The organism is Cohnella sp. 56, assembly GCF_037963805.1.
Lineage (GTDB): Bacteria > Bacillota > Bacilli > Paenibacillales > Paenibacillaceae > Cohnella.
The window spans coordinates 1-22,635 of the sequence record NZ_JAZDQE010000007.1 but is presented as its reverse complement, the minus strand read 5'-3'; the positions used below and the strand labels follow the sequence as shown (position 1 = coordinate 22,635).

The 22,635-nt window shown below is 60.9% G+C and carries 18 protein-coding genes and 1 pseudogene; 15 read left to right on the top strand and 4 right to left on the bottom strand.

Annotated features, from left to right (window positions below):
* The first annotated feature begins 65 nt into the window (after window positions 1–65).
* Window positions 66–2,315: a putative bifunctional diguanylate cyclase/phosphodiesterase gene (locus tag VQ071_RS13890; RefSeq protein ID WP_340514631.1), complete on the top strand. Its 2,250-nt coding sequence runs from the start codon at window positions 66–68 to the stop codon at window positions 2,313–2,315.
* Between the two features lie 219 nt (window positions 2,316–2,534).
* Here the strand turns inward: VQ071_RS13890 and VQ071_RS13885 are convergent, their stop codons facing one another.
* Window positions 2,535–2,891, bottom strand: a complete 357-nt coding sequence (locus tag VQ071_RS13885) for a hypothetical protein (RefSeq protein WP_340514630.1) — start codon at window positions 2,889–2,891, stop codon at window positions 2,535–2,537.
* 186 nt (window positions 2,892–3,077) lie between these two features.
* Here VQ071_RS13885 and VQ071_RS13880 point away from each other — a divergent pair, with 186 nt between their 5' ends.
* The 3 genes from VQ071_RS13880 (at window position 3,078) to hmpA (ending at window position 6,709) form a co-directional block, all read left to right on the top strand.
* Window positions 3,078–4,106, top strand: coding sequence for an ROK family transcriptional regulator (locus tag VQ071_RS13880; RefSeq protein ID WP_340514629.1), 1,029 nt, complete (start codon window positions 3,078–3,080; stop codon window positions 4,104–4,106).
* Window positions 4,107–4,134: 28 nt separating this feature from the next.
* Window positions 4,135–5,334 carry an MFS transporter gene (locus tag VQ071_RS13875; RefSeq protein WP_340514628.1) on the top strand — a complete coding sequence of 400 codons (1,200 nt, stop codon included), beginning with the start codon at window positions 4,135–4,137 and terminating at the stop codon, window positions 5,332–5,334.
* A 136-nt stretch (window positions 5,335–5,470) separates the two neighbouring features.
* Entirely contained in the window at window positions 5,471–6,709 is a 1,239-nt protein-coding gene (gene hmpA, locus VQ071_RS13870) for an NO-inducible flavohemoprotein (RefSeq protein ID WP_340514627.1), read from the top strand.
* A 306-nt stretch (window positions 6,710–7,015) separates the two neighbouring features.
* Here hmpA and VQ071_RS13865 read toward each other — a convergent pair whose 3' ends face one another.
* Complete coding sequence (locus tag VQ071_RS13865) at window positions 7,016–7,522, bottom strand: Crp/Fnr family transcriptional regulator (protein WP_340514626.1); 507 nt, start codon at window positions 7,520–7,522, stop codon at window positions 7,016–7,018.
* The gene (locus VQ071_RS13860) at window positions 7,519–7,989 is read right to left on the bottom strand and encodes a hypothetical protein (protein WP_340514625.1); all 471 of its coding nucleotides are present in this window, start codon (window positions 7,987–7,989) and stop codon (window positions 7,519–7,521) included. Before VQ071_RS13860 ends, VQ071_RS13865 begins: the two co-directional genes overlap by 4 nt.
* 201 nt (window positions 7,990–8,190) lie before the next feature.
* Between VQ071_RS13860 and VQ071_RS13855 the strand changes: the two genes are divergently transcribed.
* The 11 genes from VQ071_RS13855 to VQ071_RS13805 all read left to right on the top strand — a co-directional run bounded on the left by VQ071_RS13855 (window position 8,191) and on the right by VQ071_RS13805 (window position 22,241).
* Window positions 8,191–8,682: a pyridoxamine 5'-phosphate oxidase family protein gene (locus VQ071_RS13855; RefSeq protein ID WP_340514624.1), complete on the top strand. Its 492-nt coding sequence runs from the start codon at window positions 8,191–8,193 to the stop codon at window positions 8,680–8,682.
* Window positions 8,683–9,524: 842 nt separating this feature from the next.
* On the top strand, window positions 9,525–10,292 hold the full coding sequence (locus VQ071_RS13850) for a DeoR/GlpR family DNA-binding transcription regulator (RefSeq protein WP_340514623.1): 768 nt from the start codon (window positions 9,525–9,527) through the stop codon (window positions 10,290–10,292).
* A gap of 310 nt (window positions 10,293–10,602) precedes the next feature.
* Entirely contained in the window at window positions 10,603–11,574 is a 972-nt protein-coding gene (locus tag VQ071_RS13845; RefSeq protein WP_340514622.1) for an ABC transporter permease, read from the top strand.
* An 11-nt stretch (window positions 11,575–11,585) separates the two neighbouring features.
* Window positions 11,586–12,482: a carbohydrate ABC transporter permease gene (locus VQ071_RS13840; RefSeq protein ID WP_340514621.1), complete on the top strand. Its 897-nt coding sequence runs from the start codon at window positions 11,586–11,588 to the stop codon at window positions 12,480–12,482.
* Between the two features lie 83 nt (window positions 12,483–12,565).
* Window positions 12,566–14,233, top strand: a complete 1,668-nt coding sequence (locus tag VQ071_RS13835; protein WP_340514619.1) for an extracellular solute-binding protein — start codon at window positions 12,566–12,568, stop codon at window positions 14,231–14,233.
* Window positions 14,234–14,302: 69 nt separating this feature from the next.
* On the top strand, window positions 14,303–16,081 hold the full coding sequence (locus VQ071_RS13830) for a sensor histidine kinase (RefSeq protein WP_340514617.1): 1,779 nt from the start codon (window positions 14,303–14,305) through the stop codon (window positions 16,079–16,081).
* Window positions 16,081–17,679 carry a response regulator transcription factor gene (locus VQ071_RS13825; RefSeq protein WP_340514616.1) on the top strand — a complete coding sequence of 533 codons (1,599 nt, stop codon included), beginning with the start codon at window positions 16,081–16,083 and terminating at the stop codon, window positions 17,677–17,679. Before VQ071_RS13830 ends, VQ071_RS13825 begins: the two co-directional genes overlap by 1 nt.
* The gene (locus VQ071_RS13820) at window positions 17,672–18,931 is read left to right on the top strand and encodes an alpha-L-fucosidase (protein ID WP_340514615.1); all 1,260 of its coding nucleotides are present in this window, start codon (window positions 17,672–17,674) and stop codon (window positions 18,929–18,931) included. The genes VQ071_RS13825 and VQ071_RS13820 overlap by 8 nt, the downstream gene beginning before the upstream one ends.
* Window position 18,932: 1 nt before the next feature.
* The gene (locus VQ071_RS13815; RefSeq protein ID WP_340514614.1) at window positions 18,933–20,261 is read left to right on the top strand and encodes an alpha-L-fucosidase; all 1,329 of its coding nucleotides are present in this window, start codon (window positions 18,933–18,935) and stop codon (window positions 20,259–20,261) included.
* 19 nt (window positions 20,262–20,280) lie between these two features.
* Window positions 20,281–21,240 carry a metallophosphoesterase family protein gene (locus VQ071_RS13810; RefSeq protein WP_340514613.1) on the top strand — a complete coding sequence of 320 codons (960 nt, stop codon included), beginning with the start codon at window positions 20,281–20,283 and terminating at the stop codon, window positions 21,238–21,240.
* 149 nt (window positions 21,241–21,389) lie between these two features.
* The gene (locus VQ071_RS13805) at window positions 21,390–22,241 is read left to right on the top strand and encodes a DMT family transporter (protein ID WP_340514612.1); all 852 of its coding nucleotides are present in this window, start codon (window positions 21,390–21,392) and stop codon (window positions 22,239–22,241) included.
* Between the two features lie 142 nt (window positions 22,242–22,383).
* Here the strand turns inward: VQ071_RS13805 and VQ071_RS13800 are convergent.
* Window positions 22,384–22,635: pseudogene (locus VQ071_RS13800) on the bottom strand (IS110 family transposase); the annotation flags it as partial.

Sequence of the window (22,635 nt, the reverse complement as noted above, 5' to 3'; positions counted from 1 at the left end):
TTTGGTTCGATAGGTATTCCCCGAATGCAATCCTACTTCAATATGAGTCATCGCGAGGGATTATGATGTCAAAAGCCGAACATTGGCCTATCGTGCTGCTGATCGGATTCGCAGGCTTGCAGGGCGGCTGGACCCTCCTCTACGGTGGGGACGAATGGATGAGGTCGCTCGGCGCGAACGGGCTGCAGATCGCGGGCGGTGTGCTCGGCATGTGCCTGTCCTGGTACGCTTCCAGGCTGCGGACGGACCAATCCCGGAGATTCTGGCGGCTGCTCAGCGCCGGGCTGTTTTTTTATGTCATTTCCAGCTTTGAGTTTTTATACGAGCAGTTCACGGAGCATCGCGTCACGTATTCCGCATTCTCCTACTTCTGCTGGCTGCTCGCCTACCTGTTCTTCCTCGTCGCGCTATTGGGCAAGGCCCGGGAGATCAACGCCGGTGTCGCCAAGGGTGCCTATATATTCAATATCGTCGTATTTATGGTGACCGCGGCCAGCGTCAGCATCCACTTTATCATTAATCCCATCCTTACGTTTTCCGATGACTCCTTGCTTGTGAATATGCTCTCGGCGTTGTATCCGTTGGCGTCGTTGAGTATTTTTCTGATCACGCTGATCTTGTATTATTCGCTGCTGCAGCTGGGGCGGCTGGTCCGGTCCATGCGCTTCGTCATCTGGGGCATGCTGCTTCAGTCAGCGGGAGACTCGGGGTACGCCTATCTTGCCCGTACGGGAGCGCATCGGCCGGGCGATCCGATCGACTTGATCTGGTTGTTGGCGCTGCTGCTCATCGGTCTTGGCGGATACTATGCGCTGAGAGGGACTGAGACATCCCGGCCGGATCGCCGCGAAGCGAAGGTCAGAGACAATTATTTTCCTTATGCGAGCATCGTCGGGCTGATCGCCATCGTGATTGTCACCAACAACTGGGACTTCAACGTGCTCAGCCTCGGGCTGCTGCTGCTGTTCCTCCTGGTCGGAGGGCGCCAGCTGCATACGATGCGGTCGATGGACAAGCTGATGGACGAGTACAGGCACCTGGCCTATCACGATCCGCTCACGGGTCTCAAGAACCGGCTGCGCTTCAAGCAGGATCTCGAGCAAGCGCTGGGCAGGACGATCGAGCGGGCAGGTCTGCTGCTGATCGATCTCGACCGGTTCAAGGCGATTAACGATACGCTCGGCCATCAGGCGGGCGACGATATTCTGGTGCAGACAGCCGGACGCCTCATCCGATCGATCGGCGCACAAGCGCCGATCTACCGGCTCGGCGGGGACGAGTTCGTGATCGTGCTGGACGAGGCGGCCGAGTCACAGTGCGCGGCGGCGGCGGAGACGATCCTGTCGTACTTCCGCGGACCGTTCCGCGTCGGCGACAGCGAGATCATCGTGACGCCGAGCATCGGCATCAGCATCTTCCCCGACAACGGCGACACGGGCGACGATCTGCTGAAGTACGCGGACTCGGCCATGTACCTGGCGAAGGAGAGCGGCAAGAACAGCTTCAGATTTTACAACACCGAGCTGCACACGATCATGGCGCGCAAGATGATGCTGGAGAACGAGCTGAGAAGGGCGATCGGGCGGCACCAGCTCTCGCTCCGCTATCAGCCGAAGGTCGAGCTGCGCACGGGACGGATCATCGGCATGGAGGCGCTGCTCCGCTGGGAGCATCCGGAGCTCGGACCGATCCCGCCGGTGGAGTTCATCCCGATCGCCGAGGAATCCGGCCAGATCGTCGCCATCGGGGAGTGGGTGCTGCAGCGGGCGTGCGCGCAAAACAAAAAATGGCAGCAGGCGGGTTATGCGCCGCTGTGCGTGTCCGTCAACGTATCGGTGCGGCAGTTCCAGCATCGCGAATTCTTGGGGACGGTCCGCAGAATATTGCAGCTCACCGGGCTCGACCCGGCCTATCTGGAGCTGGAGATCACAGAGAGCATCATGCAGAACGTCAAGGAGAGCACGGAGGTGCTGCACGGGCTCCGGGCGATGGGCATCCGCGCCTCGATCGACGACTTCGGGACGGGCTATTCGTCGCTGTATCTGATGCCCAGGCTGCCGATCGATACGATCAAGATCGACAAGTCCTTCATCGACGATATCGACAACCGCTACCAGCTGGCCATGCTGAAGACGATCATCGATCTGGGTCTCAGCCAGGGCCTCGGCGTCGTCGCGGAGGGCATCGAATCGACCGAACAGCAGCAGGTGCTCATAGCCAACGGCTGTCCGGTCGGCCAGGGCTATCTGTACTCCAAGCCGGTGGACGCGCAGGCGTTCGAACGCCTGCTTGAGCGGCCGGCATGTGAAGATTGAAGTTGATGCACAAAATTCGGTCCCGCGCTCGGAATAACGATGTGCGGTATCTTTATTTGCACAAAATTACGTCCCGCGCTCGAAATAACGATGCGCGGCATCTTTATTTGCACAAAATTCGGTCCTGCGCTCGGAATAACGATGTGCGGCATCTTTATTTGCACAAAATTCGGTCCCGCGCTCGGAATAACGATGTGAGGCATCTTTATTTGCACAAAATTACGTCCCGCGTTCGGAATAGCGATGTGCGGTATCTTTATTTGCACAAAATTCGGTCCTGCGCTCGGAATAACGATGTGCGGCATCTTTATTTGCACAAAATTCGGCGCTGTGCTCGGAATAGCGATGTGCGGTATCTTTATTTGCACAAAATTCGGTCCTGCGCTCGGAATAGCGATGTGAGGCATCTTTATTTGCACAAAATTCGGTCCCGCGCTCGGAATAACGATGTGAGGCATCTTTATTTGTACAAAATTCGGTCCCGCGCTCGGAATAGCGATGTGAGGCATCTTTATTTGCACAAAATTCGGTCCCGCGCTCGGAATAACGATGTGCGGCATCTTTATTTGCTTGCATATCGCCGTCCTATTCTGCGACGTATAACGGTTACTTCCCCGGAGGGTTTGCTTACGATCCAGGAAGGTTCTTTGTCCATTCTCCCCTGCGCGTCCCCTCTGCGCGCTATTCAAATCGCAAAGATTCTGGTACACTTACAACTTATTAAAGTTATTTAATAAGTGCCGGACGAGGCGGTGAACCTGCTTGCAAGAACAAATCGCGACGATCAAGGAGCGCAAAAAACGAATTGTCGGCGGCATACGCTCGGCGCTGTTGACGCATGGCGGCATGACCAAGGTCGAGCTCAGCCGTATGCTGGGGATCAGCTTCCCGACGATCAGCAAGTTTCTGGGCGAGATGGAGCGGGAAGGCGAGCTCGTACCGGCCAGGCTGGACGAGTCCAGCGGCGGCAGGCGGGCGCAGCGGTATGCCTACGATCCGGCGCACATGCTGGGCCTGGCTATATTTTTGGAGAAGACGGAGACGCGGTTTGTAATATTCGACTGCAAGGGAGAGGCGCTGGAGGCGGGACAGGCGCCCACGGTTCTCGGGGACGACGTCCATATTCTGACGGCGTTCATCGAGCAGCTGGTCGAACGGCATCCGAAGATCCGCTCCGTAGCCGTCGGTGTACCGGGGGCCGTCAACAACGGGCGAATCATCTATATTCCGAGCTACGAGACCTATCACGACTTCGATCTAAAAGGATGTCTGGAAGCGCGGCTCGGAATTCCCGTCGTCGTCGAGAACGATATGAATGCGGCGGTCCTGGGCTACAACGACAAAAAGGGCGGCCTGCTCTCCCCCTCGCTCGTCTATCTGTATCTCGGCCAGAACGGGCCGGGCGCCGGCATTCTGGTTGGCGGGGACATCGTGCGCGGGAGCACGTTTTTCGCGGGAGAGGTGTCTTTTCTTCCGCAGTACGACGCGCAGAACTTTGGTCAAGCCTTGAACCGCAGCGACGCGGGAGGGGCCGACCGGCTGGACGAGGCGGGGATCGATGCGGTGAGCCGCATGGTCGCGGCCTGCGCGGCGATTTTGAACCCGCATGCGGTTGTTTTCTGCCGGGACGAAGTCGGCGAGGCGATGCTGGAGCGGATTGCAGAGCGAAGCGCGGCCTATATTCCCGCAGCGCATCTGCCCAGCCTCGCGGCGAGCGACTGGCAGCAGGACTATCTGGACGGCCTCCGGTATTTGGGCCTGCAGCTGATGATCTCCGGCGCGAGCGTCTAAAAAATTACACAGGAATCGGGAGAATGAGATGGCGACTTTCTTTTTAACGATAATCTATCTGGCGTTCATCAGCCTCGGCTTGCCCGACTCGCTGCTGGGTGCGGCATGGCCCGTGATGCATGCGGACCTGGACGCGCCGCTGGGGGCGGCCGGCGTGCTGTCGATGACAATCGCATCCGGCACGATCGTATCGAGCCTGGCCAGCGGCGCTATATTGAGGCGGTTCGGCACGGGTGCGGTCGCGACGGTCAGCTGTATGATGACCGCAGGCGCACTGCTTGGCTTCTCCGTCGCGCCTTCGTTCATCTGGCTCATCCTGTTCGCGATCCCGCTCGGACTAGGCGGCGGCTCGGTGGATGCCGGGCTGAACCACTACGTGGCGGCGCATTACAAAGCCCACCATATGAGCTGGCTGCACTGCTTCTGGGGCGTCGGCGCTACGCTGGGGCCGATGATCATGGCCAGCTATATCTCGGGCCCGGGCTCGTGGAGAGACGGGTATCTCACCGTAGCCGCCATTCAAGGCGTCCTGGTCCTCATCTTGTTCTTCACGCTGCCGCTATGGAATCGTGTGGCCGCGGACAGCCGCAGCCGCCCGGGCGCGCCGGGGGCGGCCGAGGATGCTACCGAACCGGACGAGACGCCAGATGGGAAGCCGGCCAAGCCGCTGCGGGTCAAGGGCGTCAAGCTGGCTCTCGTAGCGTTTCTGTTCTACTGCGGGGTCGAGGCGACCGCCGGCCTGTGGGGCAGCAGCTTCCTCGTTGACGTCAAGGGCTTGACCGCCGGGACGGCCGCGCAGTGGGTGTCCATGTACTATGCGGGCATCACGGTCGGCAGATTGATCACCGGGTTCGTCACGTTCAAGGCGAGCAACCGTCAGCTCATCCGGGGCGGACAGCTCGTCGCGCTGGCGGGCACGGTACTGCTGCTTCTCCCGCTGCCGGACGCCGCTTCGCTGGCGGGCTTGATGATCGTGGGACTCGGCCTGGCGCCGATCTTCCCATGCATGCTGCACGAGACGCCGGTCCGATTCGGCAAGCGGCACGCCCAGACCATCATGGGCTACCAGATGGCCGTCGCCTACACCGGCAGCACGCTGATGCCGCCGCTGCTCGGACTTCTCGCCTCGCATTCGACCATCGGCATATTCCCTGCGTATCTCGTAGTTTCGGCTGCGGCCATGCTTTTATTTTCAGAAAGATTGAATGGGCTGTTGAGGCGGGCTTGAACGGTCGGACGGTAGAACGGCTCGTGGCGCGCTTCACATATCCTTGCGATTTCGTGTGATTCAGATCACACTTGGGGGTTCTCCGGCTTTTATATACTTGGTTCATCCCAAGTCGATGAAAGCGAGGAATACTTCAATGCTCAGCTCCCAAACGATACAAATCATAAAATCTACGGTGCCGGTGCTCGAAAAGCACGGCACGGATATCACGAAGCGCTTCTATCAGATGATGTTCACGGCGCATCCGGAGCTGCTGAACATCTTCAACCACGCGAACCAGAGCCGCGGCCGGCAGCAGACGGCGCTCGCCAACGTCGTGTACGCGGCTGCGCTGCACATCGACAAGCTGGAGTCGATCCTGCCGGTCGTGAAGCAGATCGCCCACAAGCATCGCAGCCTCGGCGTGACGGCGGACCAGTATCCGATCGTCGGGCAGCATCTGCTGGCGGCAATCAAGGATGTGCTCGGCGACGCAGCGACGGATGAGATTCTCGGGGCGTGGGCGGAAGCGTACGGCGTCATCGCCAATGTGTTCATCGAGGTGGAGGCCGGCATGTACGAGGAGGCGGAACGCCAGGATGGCGGATGGGCGGGGTTCCGGGCGTTCCGGGTCATGCGCAAGGTCGAGGAGAGCGCCGTGATCACATCCTTCTATCTGGCGCCGGAGGACGGCGGAGCGATCGCATCGTTCGAGCCGGGCCAATATATCAGCGTGAAGGTGGAGATACCGGGAGAGGCCAATACGCATATCCGGCAGTACAGCCTGTCCGATGCGCCTGGCAAGCCTTACTATCGGATCTCCGTCAAGCGGGAGGATGAGCTGCCGGGCAAGCCGGCGGGCAAGGTGTCGACGTATCTGCACGAGCGGATCGGGCAGGGCGACGTGCTCATGCTGTCGGCGCCGGCGGGCGAATTCATCCTGGATCGGCGGGATGACCGGCCGCTCGTCCTGCTCAGCGGCGGCGTAGGCTTGACGCCGATGGTCAGCATGCTGAAGACCGTCGTCGACGCACAGCCGGGACGTCCGGTCGCGTTCATCCACGCGGCGCACAACGGGGATGTCCATGCGCTCAAGGCGGAGGTCGAGGAGATTGCCGCCCGCAGTCCGCAGGTGTCCGTGAGCTGGTGCTACGGCCTGCCGACGCCGCGGGACCGGGAGACGAGCGCTTATCACCGGGAAGGCTTCGTCGACCTGCCCTGGCTGCAGCGCGTCATTCCTGCGAAGGAAGCGTGCTTCTACTTCTGCGGCCCCGTGCCGTTCATGAAGACGGTGTACGGCGCGCTGCGGGCGTGGGGCGTACCGGAGGCGGATGTGCGCTTCGAGTTCTTCGGACCCGCCGGGAGTCTGCAGGAGGCCGAGGCCGCACAGGTCTGACGCCGGAGGGCAGGTAGAGGCGGGCCGGACTCCGGGAGGTCTGCCTCTGGCAGGCAAAATTCTGGCGGGCCAGACCTGGCGGCTGGCCCGTGGGAGCGCAGCAGCCGGGGCCTGGCCTGCGGCATGAGAAAAGGGGGACTGTCCCAACGTCATAAAATGACGGGACAGTCCCCTTTGATTTGGCTCGACTACTCCCGCTTGCCCCGGCCATGGCCCGCTCCCGCGTACACCCGAACCGCACGATTCTGTGCGGTTTTCTTCTGCTCGGCCCGCGCTTCGCGACTACTCGCGCTTGTTCCATTTGCATCACTGGCGCTTCGCCTGCTTGCGCAGCAGCCGGTTGACCGTCTCGCGGCGCAGTCCGATGAACTGGCCGATCTCGTCTTGGGTCAGTACGTCAGTCATCGCGGCCGGCTTGATGTAGTCCTGGAACCACGCCTGGAACTTGCGCAGCTTGTCCGCCGGGGCCGTCTCGGTGAGCTGGTCGAACCGCTGCTGAAGCAGGCTGAGCTTGTCTTGGAGCTGCATCGCGATCGTTCGATAACGCTCCGGCTCCCGCTCGAGCGACTGGTACCATTCGGCGGCCGGCAGCAGCTCGACCTCGCTGGTTACGAGCGCGACAGCCGTGCCGAAGTAAGCTCTCGGGCTAATCAGCGAGTGGTGGGGGATCGTCTCGCCCGGCACGATGATGTTGACCAGATACTGCGAGCCGTCGGGATGGAGCCGGACGATCTTCAGCAGTCCGCTGTTCAGATGATACAGCGGCCCGGACTCTCCTTGCCGGAATAAAGTCTCGCCTTTGTGCAGTATCATAAGCCACCGGACTCGGCCTGCCCGGAGCTGCGAACAAGCAGCGGCAGGATGCGCTCGACATGGTGCGTAATAAACAGCAGCATCAGAAGTCCCGCGAGAGAGGCGCATACGGACAGCGGGATCATCCAAATATAAGGCGCGTGCACGAAAAAGGGGATAAGCGACACCGCCAGTATGGGCGGCGCATTCCACTTGAATCTGTTGATGAGATAGATGACGATCAGCATGTCGATCAGCAGCGTGACCGCGCCCGGATGGATGAAGACGAGCGCCGAGCCGATCAGCACGGAGATGCTGGCGCCGAACGCAACCTTGCCCAGTCTGGCCGGGGAGAAGGGATGCGCAATAAACAACAGGCTAAAGGCGCCGAGTGTAGGAAAGAATAAAGCGTGCAGCGAAGGCATTCGCGCGGATATCCAGTAGATGCCAACCGTGTACAAGCAAATGGCGATGGCTTTTAGATTCAATTCGATCGTTCCTCATTTCCTGCCAAAGAGCATCTATTCCCATTGACTTACCGCAGGTTATTTTACTCTCATTGCTCCCCGGACGTCAATGCCTCGCGAGGGCGACGGAGCCGCTCATGGAGGCTCGACATGGTTGGTCGGCGCTGTTCTTGTTTAATACTAAGGGAATGCAGTTCGATCATTATGCGAAGAGGTGAGGACATGCCACATACGTATACGGCCAGTCAGGAAGCCATCGAGAAGGTCAGAGATCTGATCAAGGGCATCGATACCGCCATGCTGACGACGGTGTCGGACGAAGGTCTGGTGTCGCGCCCGCTGAAGACCCAGGAAGTCGAGTTCGACGGGGACCTCTGGTTCCTGACGTCCAAGGAGACGGAGAAGTACGATGAGCTGCAGCACGATCCTCGCGTGAACGTCGCTTACGTCGGCAAGTCGTTCGTTTCGGTCCGCGGCGAGGCAGAACTCGTGAACGATCCGGCCAAGATCAAGGAGTTTTGGAACGTTGCCTATGAGAAGTTGCTCGACACGACCTATGACGATCCGAACCTGGTGCTGATCAAGGTCAAGGCCGAGACGGCCGAGTACTGGGAAACGGGTAGCAAGCTCAAGATGGTCACGCATCTGTTCAAGCGGCTCACGGGCAAAAATACCGTGGAATCGGACTTGAACAAAACCGTGGAGCTGGGCTGACGGCGGACGTCCAAGCGCTGAATAGATAACGAGGAGCTATCTCCAAGTCATGAAAATGACCGAGGGATAGCTCCTTTCGTGCGTGCACCCCACGACACACCATGCCTGCTCCACCCAATCGCCGCTGCCCGCTCGCACCCGCCCGTCCATGCACAATAATGGTGCACCAAGCCCCGCCAACCGCCGCCTTCTATCCGCACCTGACCCCCACATGCACAATAATGGTGCACCAAACCCCACCAACCGCCGCTGCCCGCTCGCTCCCGCCCGTCCATGCACAATAATGGTGCACCAAGCCTCACCAACCGCCGCCTTCTATCCGCACCTGACCCCCACATGCACAATAATGGTGCACCAAGCCCCGCCAACCGCCGCTGTCCGCTCGCACCCGCCCCCACATGCACAATAATGGTGCACCAAGCCCCACCAACCGCCGCCTTCTATCTGCACCTGACCCCCACATGCACAATAATGGTGCACCACGCCCCGCCAACCGCCGCCTTCTATCCGCACCTGACCCCCACATGCACAATAATGGTGCACCACGCCCCGCCAACCGCCGCTGCCCGCTCGCACCCGCCCGTCCATGCACAATAATGGTGCACCACGCCCCACCAACCGCCGCCTTCTATCTGCACCCGCCCCACATGCACAATAATGGTGCACCAAACCACGCCAACCGCCGCGGCCCGCTCGCACCAGCCCTCCCCCATTTATGACCTATGGCGCGCGGCTTCTATAGATACTGGTATCGGGATTCGTGTAGAATGAGGGGGGTTGCTTCACTTCCGACAAATCGGGAATGCGATCATGCGGAAGAAAAGCCGAAAGGAGAGGATCGGGTGTTCGCGCAACAGAGACACCAGGCCATCGTCGATAAGCTGGCTCGCGACCGGTCGGTCCGCGCCTCCGAATTGATGGACCTGTTCGGCGTGTCGTTCGAGACGATCCGGCGCGATCTGGAGTATCTTGAGGCCGAGGGCTGCTTGACACGCGTGCATGGGGGAGCGATCGCGAAGGAGCTGGATTACAGCTCGGAGATCCCGCTGCCGATCCGGGAGTCGATCTATCAGGAGGAGAAGACGGAGCTCGCGCATATCGCGGCCCGCTACGTATCGGAAGGCATGTCGATCGCCCTCGACGCCAGCACGACCAATGTGACCTTGGCGAAGGTGCTCAAGGCCAAGTTCAAGCGGCTGACGGTGCTGACCAACTCGCTGCCGATCATCCAGGAGCTCATCGCCGTCCCCGACTATACGCTCGTGCTGATCGGCGGTATCATCCGCCAGCAGGAGCAGAGCGTCGTCGGCGATCTCGCCGAAGAGTTCGCGGCCCGGTTCCATGCGGACCTGTTCTTCATGAGTCTGAGCGGCGTGACGCTGGCGGAGGGGATCACGGACAACGCCATGGGCGAGGTGCAGGTGAAGAAGATCATGTTCGCCAATGCCAAGCGCACGATCGCGCTGGGGGACAGCAGCAAGTTCGGCCAGCTCTCGCTGATCAAGGTGTGCGCCTGCTCGGAGGTCGAGCGGTTCGTGACCGATTCGCGGATCGACCGGGAACTGGCGGAGCAGTTCAGGCAGGGCGGATTGGAACTGGTATACGAATAATTGGAGGACCCTCAAGATCGCGCAGCGCGGTCTTTTTTCTTTGCTCCTTTTTCTTGCTCCTGTCAGGGAACAGCTTCTACCGCAACCCGCAACCCGCAACCCGCAACCCGCAACCCGCAACCCGCAACCCGCAACCCGCAACCCGCAACCCGCAACTCCAACCCCAACCCGCCCACGGCCCGCCTCCATGCGGCCGCCGCTTCCCTGCACTTTCGCAGGGGAGCTGAGTCGCCCTTCCGCACGATCGTTCAATATCCCCTGCCCGATAGTACAACGTGTCGGGTTGTTGGTCCGGCCCCGCCATTCCATAATGACTGTACAGGAAAAGGAGGCGGGAACCATTAACAATCAGGTCGCGACGAGAACGGTTCCGAAGTCGGCGTTCGCCAAGCTGGGCAAGCAATATCAACTCGTGCTGATGTCCGTTCCGGCCGTGCTGCTGCTCATCCTGTTCAGCTACGTGCCGCTATGGGGCTGGATTATGGCCTTCGAGCATTATACGCCCGCCAAGGGTGTGATGGGCAGCCGCTTCGCCGGCTGGGACAACTTCCGGATGCTGTTCCGGGACCCCTTGTTCTATCAGGCGCTCAGGAACACGCTGGCCATGAGCCTGCTCAGCCTGGCTGCCGGGTTCGTCGGCGCCATCGCGCTCGCGCTGCTGCTTAACGAAGTGCGATCGAGGCTGTTCAAGCGGGTCGTTCAGACGATTACGTACATCCCGCATTTTGTCTCGTGGGTCGTCATCGCCAACATTATCTTACTCGGGCTCTCGCCGGACGGCGGGATCGTCAACGAGCTGCTGCTGAAGCTGGGTCTGATCGACGAACCGATTTATTTTATGGCAAAAGGCAACTGGTTCTGGATCATCCATACGATGGCCGGGCTGTGGAAGGAGCTCGGCTGGAGCACGATCATCTACCTCGCCGTCCTCAGCGGCGTCAACCCCGAGCTGTACGAGGCGGCTGAAGTGGACGGCGCGGGCCGCTTCGGCAAGATGCTGCACATCTCGATTCCCGGCCTGATGCCGACCGCGATGATGCTGATGATCCTCAATGTAGGCTGGATCTTGTCCGCCGGCTACGAATCCCAATTTCTGCTCGGTAGCAATCTCGTCATCGACTATTCGCAGGTCCTCGATCTGTACGCCATGAATTACGCCTTCAGCATCGGAGACTATTCGCTCGGGGTTGCCATCAGCGTATTCAAGTCGGTCGTCAGCATCATCCTGGTCGTCGCCGTCAACTTCCTGGCGCGGAGACTGGGTCAGTCCAAAGTATTCTAGCGGAGGCGGCCATGTACAAAACTCGATCTGCCGGCGATATGCTGTTCGTCACCCTTAATTACGGATTGCTCCTGCTGCTCGGTTTGTTCACGCTCTATCCGTTTATGAACCTGCTGGCCATCTCGCTGAACGATTCGATCGATACCGTTCGGGGAGGCATCCACATCTGGCCGCGAATCTGGACGGCGACGAATTACGAGATCGTATTCTCGAATCCGCAGCTGCTGTCTGCCACGCTCCTCTCGCTGCTCCGTACGGTCGTCGGCACCTTGCTGTCGGTCACGGTCACGACGATGCTCGCCTACACGCTCAGCCGCAGAGATTATATGCTGCGCAGAGCGATCAACTACGTGCTCGTGATCAGCATGTATGTGAGCGGCGGTCTGATCCCGTTCTACCTGCTCGTCAAGCAGTTGCATCTGATGAACTCGTTCTGGGTGTACATCCTGCCGGGATTGATCGGCGCCTTCAACGTGCTGATCATCCGCAGCTACTTCGAGCAGCTGCCGGAGGGCTTCTCCGAGGCCGCCCGTATCGACGGGGCCAGCGACGTGCAGATCCTGTTCCGGGTGCTCGTGCCCGTCAGCATGCCGGTCATCGCGACCGTGACGCTGTTCGTATCGGTCGGTCATTGGAACTCCTGGTTCGACAACTATCTGTACAATACGTCTCCGAGTCTGTCTCTGCTGCAATACGAGCTGATGAAAATATTGCTGCAATCGGTCAGCCAGTTGACGGGCGGGGCTTCAGCGACGGGGCATGTCGATACCCAGACGCTGGCGTCCACGAGTCCCGAATCGATCCGCGCCACGATGACCGTCATCGTCACGATTCCGATTTTGTTTGTATACCCTTTCCTGCAGAAATACTTCATTAAGGGCATGACCATCGGGGCGATGAAAGAGTGACTCGGGTGGAAGCGGCGTTGATATCAAACGGGTGCCAGCGCCCGATGATATACTAAAGACTTGCATACAAGGGAGTGTTCAAGTTGAAAAAACAGATAGTTCTTGTCCTGGCGGCGACGATGGCGATGTCCATAGCGTCGGGCTGCTCCAAAAACGAGCAGTCGGGCGCCTCGTCTTCCCCGCAGGCATCCGGTGCCGCCTCCGCGTCGGCGTCCGGGTCCGGGGCCGCACCCGTCACGTACACCATCAATACGACGGAGCCCAAGCTGACGTGGGACACGCCGATCTCCAAGAGACTGACGGAGAAAACAGGGGTAACGTTCAAGTACGTGCCGGTCATCGGCGGGGCCGACGCGGCGGGGCAAAAGTACGATCTGTGGCTCGCGTCCGGCGACTACCCGGATACGCTGTATCTCCAGCCGAAGACGTTGGGCAAATACCGCGACGCCGGGGCGCTGCAGCCTTTGGAAGACCTGATCGATCAGTACGGTCCGAACATCAAGAAGCGCTTCGGTTCCTTCTACAATCTGCTCAAGGACCCGGACGGGCATATTTATTCCTTGTACAATCCGAACCTGGCCGAGGAGACGCCGGCCGACCAGCAAGCGAGCTTCGTCGTCCAATACGATGTGCTCAAGGAAGCAGGCTATCCGACGATCAAGACGCTCGACGAGCTGTACGATGTGCTCAAGGCTTATTATGATAAGCATCCGACGATCGACGGCCAGCCGACCATTCCGTTCTCCGGCGTCGGGACCGACCTGGTGTACAACAACCCCTCCGTCGCCGCGGCCGGCCAGCCCGATCACGGGCGGTTCCTCATCGATGGGGAGGGCAACGTCAATCTGAATCTGGACTCGGCCGGGAGCGAGAGATACTATCAGTTCTTGAACAAGCTGTACAACTCCGGCATGCTAGACAAAGAAATCTTCACGCTCAACTACGATACCGCGCCTTCGAAGATCGCGCAGGGCCGCATCCTCGCCGGCTTCTATCCGAAGTGGTTCCTCGACCAGCCGGAACAGTCGCTGAGGCAAGCCGGCAAGCTGGAGCGCCAGTACGCCAAGTTCCCGATCCTGTTCGACGCCGATACCGGGGATCACTCGAATGCGATCGTCGCCTCGGGCTCGGGGAACAACTGGGCGATCTCGAAGAATGCGAAACATCCGGAGCGAATCATTCAATTCATCGATTATCTGTTCACCGACGAAGGGCAGAAGCTGATCGGCTGGGGAATCGAAGGCGTGGATTACGAGCTCAAGGATGGCAAACGCTACCGTAGCGACGAAGTGGTGCAGAAGATGGCGGCGGACCCCGATTACGGGATCAAGGAAGGGCTCTCGGGCAGCTACAGCCGGTTCAGCATCGGCAACGGCGCCAAGCTGGAGGACGGCGACTATGCGACGCCGCTCACCAAGGAATACATCGTGCGCGGCTACGACAGCGCGACCAAGGAGATTCTCGCGAAGTACGGCAAGGAGACCTGGTCGGACTTCCTGCCGCAGCCGGAGTACATCCCGGCGTTCCTGTGGCAGATCCCCGAGCCGGAGGGCGCCAGCGCGATGAACAAGCGTCTGGAGCAGATCTGGAACAAGGAATCGCCGCAGATCGTGATGGCCAAAGACTTCGCTTCCAAATGGAACGGCTATAAGAAACAGATGGAGGCAAGCGGCCAGAAGCAATTGGAGGGTCTGTTCACGCAAGCGTGGAAGGCCTACGAGAGCGAGTACAACAAAGCAGTCGGCAAATAAAGATACCGCCTTACGCCTCGGTTCGGGGGCGTAAGGCCGTTTCCATAATGCCGTGGAAGGTCGGGGAAGATGCGGATCCGTACAAAATTTTTTCTGACGGTCACGATCGTGGTCGCGCTCTTCCTGGGCTGTCTCACTTATTACCTGCTGCGTACGTACACGCAGTTCGTGTTCGACAAGATACGCGAGAACTCCGTATATTCGGTCTCCCAGCTCAGCCAGAATATCGGCAGCCTGTTCCAGTCGTACGAGCAGATTACCGACTTCATCTACCTGAACGCCGAGCTGCAGGAGACGATGCTTCGCAACTATCCGGACTTCGCGGATGCCTTGACGTCCTACAACGATTACATGCAGCCCTACCTCAAATCCATTATCGGTTCGAGGCAGATTCTGCGCTTGAACTTCTACACGGACAATCCGACCTTCACGTTCCCCGACGTCAAGCTTATTGACGAGGAACTGAGGCAGAGTGCCTGGTTCAAGGCGCTCGTCGTCAGAAAGCTGAACAACTACTGGGCGTACGGGGGCATGGACGATTACTTTCATGTGAATATATTGCGGCTCACGCAGCGGCTCAACAACTTCAGGCCGGACGCCGATCTGTACGTCTCCATCGATGTGGACGGACGCTTCCTCTACGACCTGATCGCCAAGGAGAGCCAGAAGACGCAGTTCATCGCATTCCTCCCCGACGGGACGGAGATCATGAACAGCATGCAGCACGACGAGCTGGGCCGGAGCCTGCAGCAATTGCCTTACTACGGCGATATGATGGACGCCCCTTCGGGCAGCAAGATCGTCAAGCTGGACGGGAAGTCGTATCTGCTGACGTACCAGACGATCGATTCCCGCAACAGCATCAAGGGCATGAAGGTGCTGTCCTTGAGTCCGCTCGCCGAGCTGACGGCCAAGGTCAGGGAGACCAGGCAGATCGTCATCCTGCTATGCGTCCTCTTCCTGTCGGTGTTCTCCGCCGTCATCTACGCCATCTCGTACGGCCTCACCAAGCGGCTGATGGGGCTCGCGGACAAGATGAAAAAGATGAACATGGACAATCTGCAGACATTGTCCATCGTGGAGGGACGCGACGAGGCGAGCCAGCTGGCGCTTGCCTACAACCGGATGGTGACGCGGATGGAGCGGCTCATCCGCGAGGGCTACGAGCTGGCCGTCCAGCGCAAGGAGCTGGAGCTGCGGACCAAGGAGAGCGAGCTGTACGCGCTGCAGACGCAGATTCATCCGCACTACCTGTTCAACGTCCTCAATGCGGTGCGGGGCAATCTGCTCGAGAAGGGCGACAGGGAGAACGCCCAGCTCGTGAACCTGCTCGCCCGCTCGTTCCGCAATCTGCTCGGCAAGGGCGGCCAGCTGATCGCGCTGTCCGAGGAGCTGGACATCGTGGAGACGTACTTGAGCATTCAGAGCGCCCGGTTCGCGGAGCGGCTCGGCTACGAGCTGCAGGTGCCGGATTCGCTCGGCCGGATGGAGGTGCCCAAGCTGTTCCTGCAGACGATCGTCGAGAATGCCGTCATTCACGGCGTGGAGCGGAGCGAGCACCGGACGACCGTCACGATCGCGGCGCGGCTGGCGGGGGAGCGCGATGTGCAGATGACCGTGCACGACGACGGTCCCGGCATTCCCCCCGACAGGCTGGACGCGATCCGCGAATCGCTGCGGCATAGCCCGGATATGCGGGAGGAACGGCATATCGGGCTGCGCAACGTGCAGGAGCGGCTCGCCAAGCTGTACGGCGAGGCGTATGGTCTATGGATCGACAGCTCGGACGGGGCGGGTACGACCGTCACGATGAGATTGCCGCTGCGCAAGAGAGGAGAGGAAGCCTGATGCTGCATCCCGTATTGCTCGTCGACGACGAGCCGAGCGCCATCAAGTCGGTCAAGTACTTGCTTGACTGGGAACAGTACGGCTTCCGGATTGCCGGCGAAGCGGCCAGCGGGAGGCAGGCGCTGGAGGCATTGAAGTCCCAGACGTACGCGCTCGTGCTCACCGACATCCGCATGCCGGGCATGGACGGGCTGGAGCTCGTCGCCCATGTGCGGCAATTTTCCCAGGTGCCTGTCATCATCATGAGCGGCTATTCCGACTTCGGATACGTGAAGCAGAGTCTCGGGCACGGCGTGAAGGACTACTTGCTGAAGCCGGTAGAGGAGGACGATCTGGCGCGTCTGCTGCACAAGCTCAAGCTCGAGATCGAGCATCAGGCGCTTGTCGACAAGCAGCTGTATTTCGGCGTTCCCGCGCTGAGGGATCAGATGCTCAAGCGATGGGTCCAAGGCGCAGGCAGCGGAGAGGAGATCGTGGAGCACTTCCCGCTGGCGGCCCGCCTTCGGCCCGAAGGGCGGGCGCTGTGCGCGCTCACCGTCGAGATGGACTTCATGGACGCGCGCAACGACCGGATGCTCGAATCCGACATCCAGATCAAGCGGTTCGCGGTCCGCAACGTGATCGAGGACCTGATCGCCGGCGAAGGCTATGCGTTCGAGGAGGACGACGAGCATCTGGGCGTGCTGCTCGTCGGGCCGCGGGAGCGGCTGACGGAGCGGCATGCCGCGGCGCTGGCGGCGGCGATGCACGAGAATGTGGAGCGGTACGCGAAGGTTCCCGTCGCCGTCGGGACCGGGAGTATCGTCCACCGCTTCGCGGAGGCGGAGCAGTCGTTCCGCCGGGCGCGCAACCGGCTCGAGATGCGGTTCCTGTTCGGCAGCAGCGGCGTATTGACGGAGGCGCAGGAGAGCAGGGCCCCGGCGTCCGGGGACTCGGACGGCTGGCAGATCGCGCCCATCCTCGAATCGCTGAACTGGAGTCATGCCGAGGAGCTCAGCAGGCTGCTGCGGGACAAGTGGAGCCGCATGAACGACCGCTATTCCGAGGAGACGATGAAGGCGGTCGTGCTCGAGATGTTCGTAGAGCTGTACCGGCTGCTCAAGGAGCGCGGGCTCGACGGAGACGGCCTGTTCGCGTCGCCGCTGCGGGACTACCGGGCGATCATGGATGCGAAGACGATGGAGGGGCTCCTGCAGTTCGTCGAGCGCAGATGTCTCGACGTCGCGGAGGCATTGAACGTGAGACCGCAGCCGCAGCCGGCCCAGACGGTCGAGCAGGTCAAGCAGCTGGTCAAGCAGCAGTACGCGCAGTCGATATGCCTGAAGGATATCGCCGAGCAGATCTATATGAATCCCGGCTACCTGGGGAGATTGTTCAAGGCGCATGAGGGGATGCCTTTCAACGAATATCTGCTGCAAGTGCGGATGGAGAAGGCGAAGGCGCTGCTGAGGGAGACGGATATGAAAGTGTACGCGATCGCTTCGGAGGTCGGGTATGGCGATATCGATTGGTTTTATAAACGATTCAAGCAGTATGCCGGCGTGAGCGCGTCGGAATATCGAACCTGGCGATTGGGGAGCGGTGAACGAGATGAATGAGACGCGTATCAAGCCGACGGACAAGCAATTGGCTTATCAGGATTGGGAATTCGGGCTGTTCGTGCACTTCGGCCTGCGCACGTTCTATGAAGGCTACGAGGACTTCGACCGCAGGCCGATGACGCCGGAGGCGTTCCAGCCGGCGCGGCTCGACTGCGAGCAGTGGATACGCACGGCCAAGCAGGCGGGCATGCAGTATGCGGTGCTCACGGCCAAGCATCACGACGGGTTCTCCAACTGGCCGTCCGCCTATACGACCATGTCCGTCGCCCAGTCCTCCTGGCGGGACGGCAAGGGCGATGTCGTGCGCGAATTCACGGACGCCTGCCGCAAGCACGGGGTGAAGCCGGGACTGTATTATTCGCCGTACGACGGCTCCGCGGACAGCTTCCTGGCGGACGGCAAGGCGTACGACGATTACTTCGTGAACCAGATTACGGAGCTGCTGACCGGCTATGGCGATATCGACGTGCTCTGGTTCGACGGCTGCGGCTCGGAGAACCACGAATACGACTGGCCGAGAATTATCGGCGAGATCCGGCGGCTGCAGCCGAACATCCTCATATTCAACATGGGCGATCCCGACTTCAGATGGGTCGGCAACGAGGACGGCGTGGCGCCGACGCCGTGCTGGAACGTGGTGGACAGCGTCGAATTCTCGATCATGACGGAGAAGCGGGAGCAGCTCGGCAGCCGGATGTGGCTGCCGGCCGAGTGCGATGTGCAGCTGCGGTCGACGTGGTTTTACAGCGATGCGAACCTGCATACGCTCAAGAGCCTGGACGAGCTGATGGGGCTCTACGACTACTCGGTCGGCCGCGGGGCGAATCTGCTGCTGAACGTCGGGCCGGACCGTGAAGGTCTGTTCCCGCAGGAGGATGCGCAGCGGCTCGGGGAATTCGGGGCAGGCATCAGGCGCCGCTATGCCGATCCGCTCGCGACGCTGGGCGACTTCACGCACGAAGATGGTCGCCGCTGGGTGCATCGGCCGGCTGCGCCGACATTGATCGATCAGGTCGTCGTGCAGGAGGACCTGAGGGAAGGGGAGTGCGTCACCGGCTACCGCATCTTGATCGTGACCGGCAAGTCGCGCCAGCCTATCGTCGTGTGGGAGGGACGGAACATCGGGCACAAGGCGATCTGCCGCTTCCCGGCGATCCGCGCGTCGGCGGTCGTGCTCGAGGCGATCGCGTCGGACGGCGAGCCGCGTCTGCGGGACATCGCGCTCTACTACGAAGGAGGGCGGCGATAGGATGAATCGAAAAGAAGAAGCGAACGCGCCCGGCCCGGCGATCCCGCTGCCCACCGCGCGGCAGCTCGAATGGGCGGATGCGGAGATCGGCGTCATCATTCACTATGACATTCAAGTGTTCGAGCCCGGCTACGAATGGCGGGCCCAGTGGGGCTATACGCCGAGTACGCAGCTGTTCCAGCCGGAAGACCTGGACACGGACCAGTGGATCGAGGCGGCCAAGTCCGCCGGCGCGACATACGCCGTGCTCGTCGCCAAGCATTGCAGCGGGTTCTCGCTGTGGCCGACGGAAGCGCATGACTACAGCGTCCGCAGCACGCCGTGGCGGGACGGGCAGGGCGACATCGTGGGGGATTTTGTACAGTCTTGCCGCAAGTACGGGCTGCGTCCGGGTCTCTATTACAGCGTCTCGGCGAACGCCCACTACCGGGTCGACAATCCGGGGCTCGTCAAAAACGGCAGCGAAGCCGAACAGCAAGCCTACAATGAAGCGGTCATCCGGCAGGTGACGGAGCTGTGGACCCGGTACGGCCCGCTGTTCGAGATTTGGTTCGACGGGGGGACGCTGCCCGTCGAGGCGGGCGGGCCGGACGTCGCGGGCGCGCTCCGGCGGCTGCAGCCGGACGCCGTCTGCTTTCAGGGGCCGCTGGGCTTCCCCTCGCTCGTCCGCTGGAGCGGCAACGAGGACGGCTCCGCGCCCGATCCTTGCTGGAGCCGGGCGGATTATGAGCGCCGGGTCACGGAGAACGGCCTGGCGCCGAGCAGCGGCGGCGGCAATCCGGAGGGCGAGGTATGGGCGCCCGCGGAGGCCGATCTGCCGAACCGGCGGGAGCAATGGTTCTGGTACGAGGGGGAGGATCATCTGCTCATCCCCGTCGACGAGCTGGTGGAGCGGTATTATACGTCCGTAGGTCGCAATGCCAATCTGATGATCGGCATGGTCATCGACCGCCGGGGACGCGTCCCGGACGCCGACGCGGCGCAATTCGCCGCCTTCGGAGAGGCGGTCCGGCGGAAGTTCGCCCATGCGCTCGGCGAGACGGAGGGCAGGGGGTACGAGCTGACGCTGGAGCTGGAGCAGGCTCCGGCGACGCTCGTCAACCAGGTGACGGTCATGGAGCAGCTCGCGGAGGGCGAGCGCATACGTGCCTATCGCATCGAAGGGCTCGCGGCCGGCGGCGTGTGGATGCCGCTCTGCGAAGGCCGCTCGATCGGACACAAACGAATCGAGCGGTTCGAGGCCGTATCGCTCTCCGCGATCAGGCTGATCGTGGACGAAGCCGTCGATACGCCCGTCATACGCAAGCTGATCGCCTATCATGCAGAATGACCGCGGGGGGAGAAGCAGCATGAAGTTTCGGGAAGACGGCACCTTCGTGATCGTCCAGTTCTCGGATGTCGAGTTCATCGGCGAAGGGGATTGGGACCCGGAGTCCGCGCTGCTCGACCGGTTGACGCGGGAGACGATGGAGACGATCGTCTCGATTGAGCGGCCCGATCTGATCGTGTTCGCGGGCGACGTGACGGCCAGCGAGCGGAGCAGGGACCCGCTGCAGTCGTTCAGGGACGCCGTGGCGGTGGCCGTGGACAATCGCATTCCGTGGGCGGCCGTGTTCGGCAACCACGATTCGGAGGGGGATGTGCCCAGGTCGCGGATGCACGAAGAACAGTTGAAGCTGGACGACTGCGTCGCGAGCGCGGACCCGCCCGACGTGAGCGGCGCGGGCAACTACGTCGTGACGATTGCGGGAGACGGCGGCGAGCCTGCCGCCGCCCTGTACTTCCTGGACAGCGGCGATTATTCGCGGCTGGAGACGGTCGGCGGCTACGACTGGATACACCGGGATCAGATCGACTGGTACCTGTCTGAATCGAAGCGCCTTGAGGTGCAGAACGGCGGCGTCCCGCTGCCTGCGCTGGCGTTCTTCCATATTCCGCTGCCCGAGTACGAGGAGGTGCGGCGCACGGATGCATACGAAGGGCATTGCAGCGAATGGGTCAGCTCGCCCCGGCTGAACGCCGGCTTCTTCGCCGCCATGGTCGAGCGGGGCGATGTGATGGGGACGTTCGTCGGCCACGACCATGCCAACGACTACTGCGGGACGCTGCACGGCATCCGGCTGTGCTACGGCCGATCCACGAAGTACGTCAGCTACGTGGACGGCGAGCGGCGCGACGCGTTCCCGACAGGGGCCAGGGTGATCCGGCTGCGGGCCGGGGAACGGGACTTCGAGACGTGGATTCGCCAGCGCGACGGTACGATTGCCGACGGATCGGCTACGCGGAGTCGTGGGCGGACAGAGGAATAGAAGCGGATTACTTTTTTCGGCGGCCTCTTGCAGGGGGGCTGCTTTTATTATGTGCAATAGCGTGTATATGACTGTTCTTATATTTAAGTGTGTGTGTTTGTGTGTTATTATGTGTGAAAATGGAGTTGGGGAGGAGATGACTTCCAACGATGACGATCGCCTTGATATTTGTATTGTGCTCCGGGCTCGCCCATGCGCTCTGGAATCTGTTCGCCAAGCAAAGCGAGGACAAATCGGTCTTCCTGTGGGCGATCTACGCGCCGGCGACCGTGCTGCTGCTGCCGGTGCTGTTTGCGGAGCTGGCGCATGCGCGCTATACAGCGGGCGAGTGGCTGCTGCTCGGCGCGTCTCTGGGCATGCAGGCCGTATATGCGACGCTGCTGTCCATGACCTACAGGGCGGGGGATCTGTCGCAGGTGTATCCGCTCATGAGAGGACTGCCTACGCTGCTCGTCCCGCTCGCGGGCGTGCTGCTGCTGGGCGAGCGCATGCCGCCGTGGGGATGGATCGGCATCGGATGCATGCTCATCGGATTCCTGGTCATGATCGGACGCGCTCCCGGGAGCGGTGGGGGCCGCGAAGGCTGGAAGCCGGTCGTGCTGGCGGTATGCGTAGGCCTGTGCATCGTCTCGTACACGCTGATCGACAAGGTCAACCTGGAGCATATCTCTGCGCTGGCGCTGCTGGAGGTGACCAACATCGGCTTCATCCTGGGCCTGACGCCTGCCGCATGCCGGCGCGGCCGCCTTCGCCGCACGCTCAAGAGCCATTGGCGGACGATGGGACTGGGCGCAGTGCTGTCCCCGGGCTCCTATCTGCTCTTCCTCTTGGCGGCGGGGCAGGCCGACGTGTCGGCGGTCTCCCCGGTGCGCGAGGTCGGCATCGTATTCGGCACGCTGTTCGGTCTGCTCATCTTGAAGGAACGTCAAGGCGTCCGTCGAATGACGGCTTCTGCGGCGGTGGCGATGGGCATCGTCCTGGTCGCGACATCCGCGCACTGATCGTACGCGCACTGATCGTACAAGACAGGGAGGAATAAGTCTGAAATCAAGAGTGAAAGCAGGCAGTAAGGAAAAAGAGCATGACAAATAAGACGTGAAAAACACGACTTTTTTGAAAGGATGTATGAGATTTTGGTGCAGATCAGGTGGCTTCAGGCATCACATGGTAACCTTGGGCTTGTAAGAGCTGAAGCGCCTGCTCCAGTGAAATCTCGCGTTGGACAGGACGAAGATCGGATTTGCGGTATAAATCCGGATTGTAAGGCGTTTTGTTCTTCAAGATGTGGTAGATGGCCGTTAAGAGCATGCGCGCAATGGCAATAATGGCGCGTTTGTGGCCCCTACGCTTCTTGAGCTGCAAGTAGCGGTTCCGTATTTCGGGATGCTTCTCGCT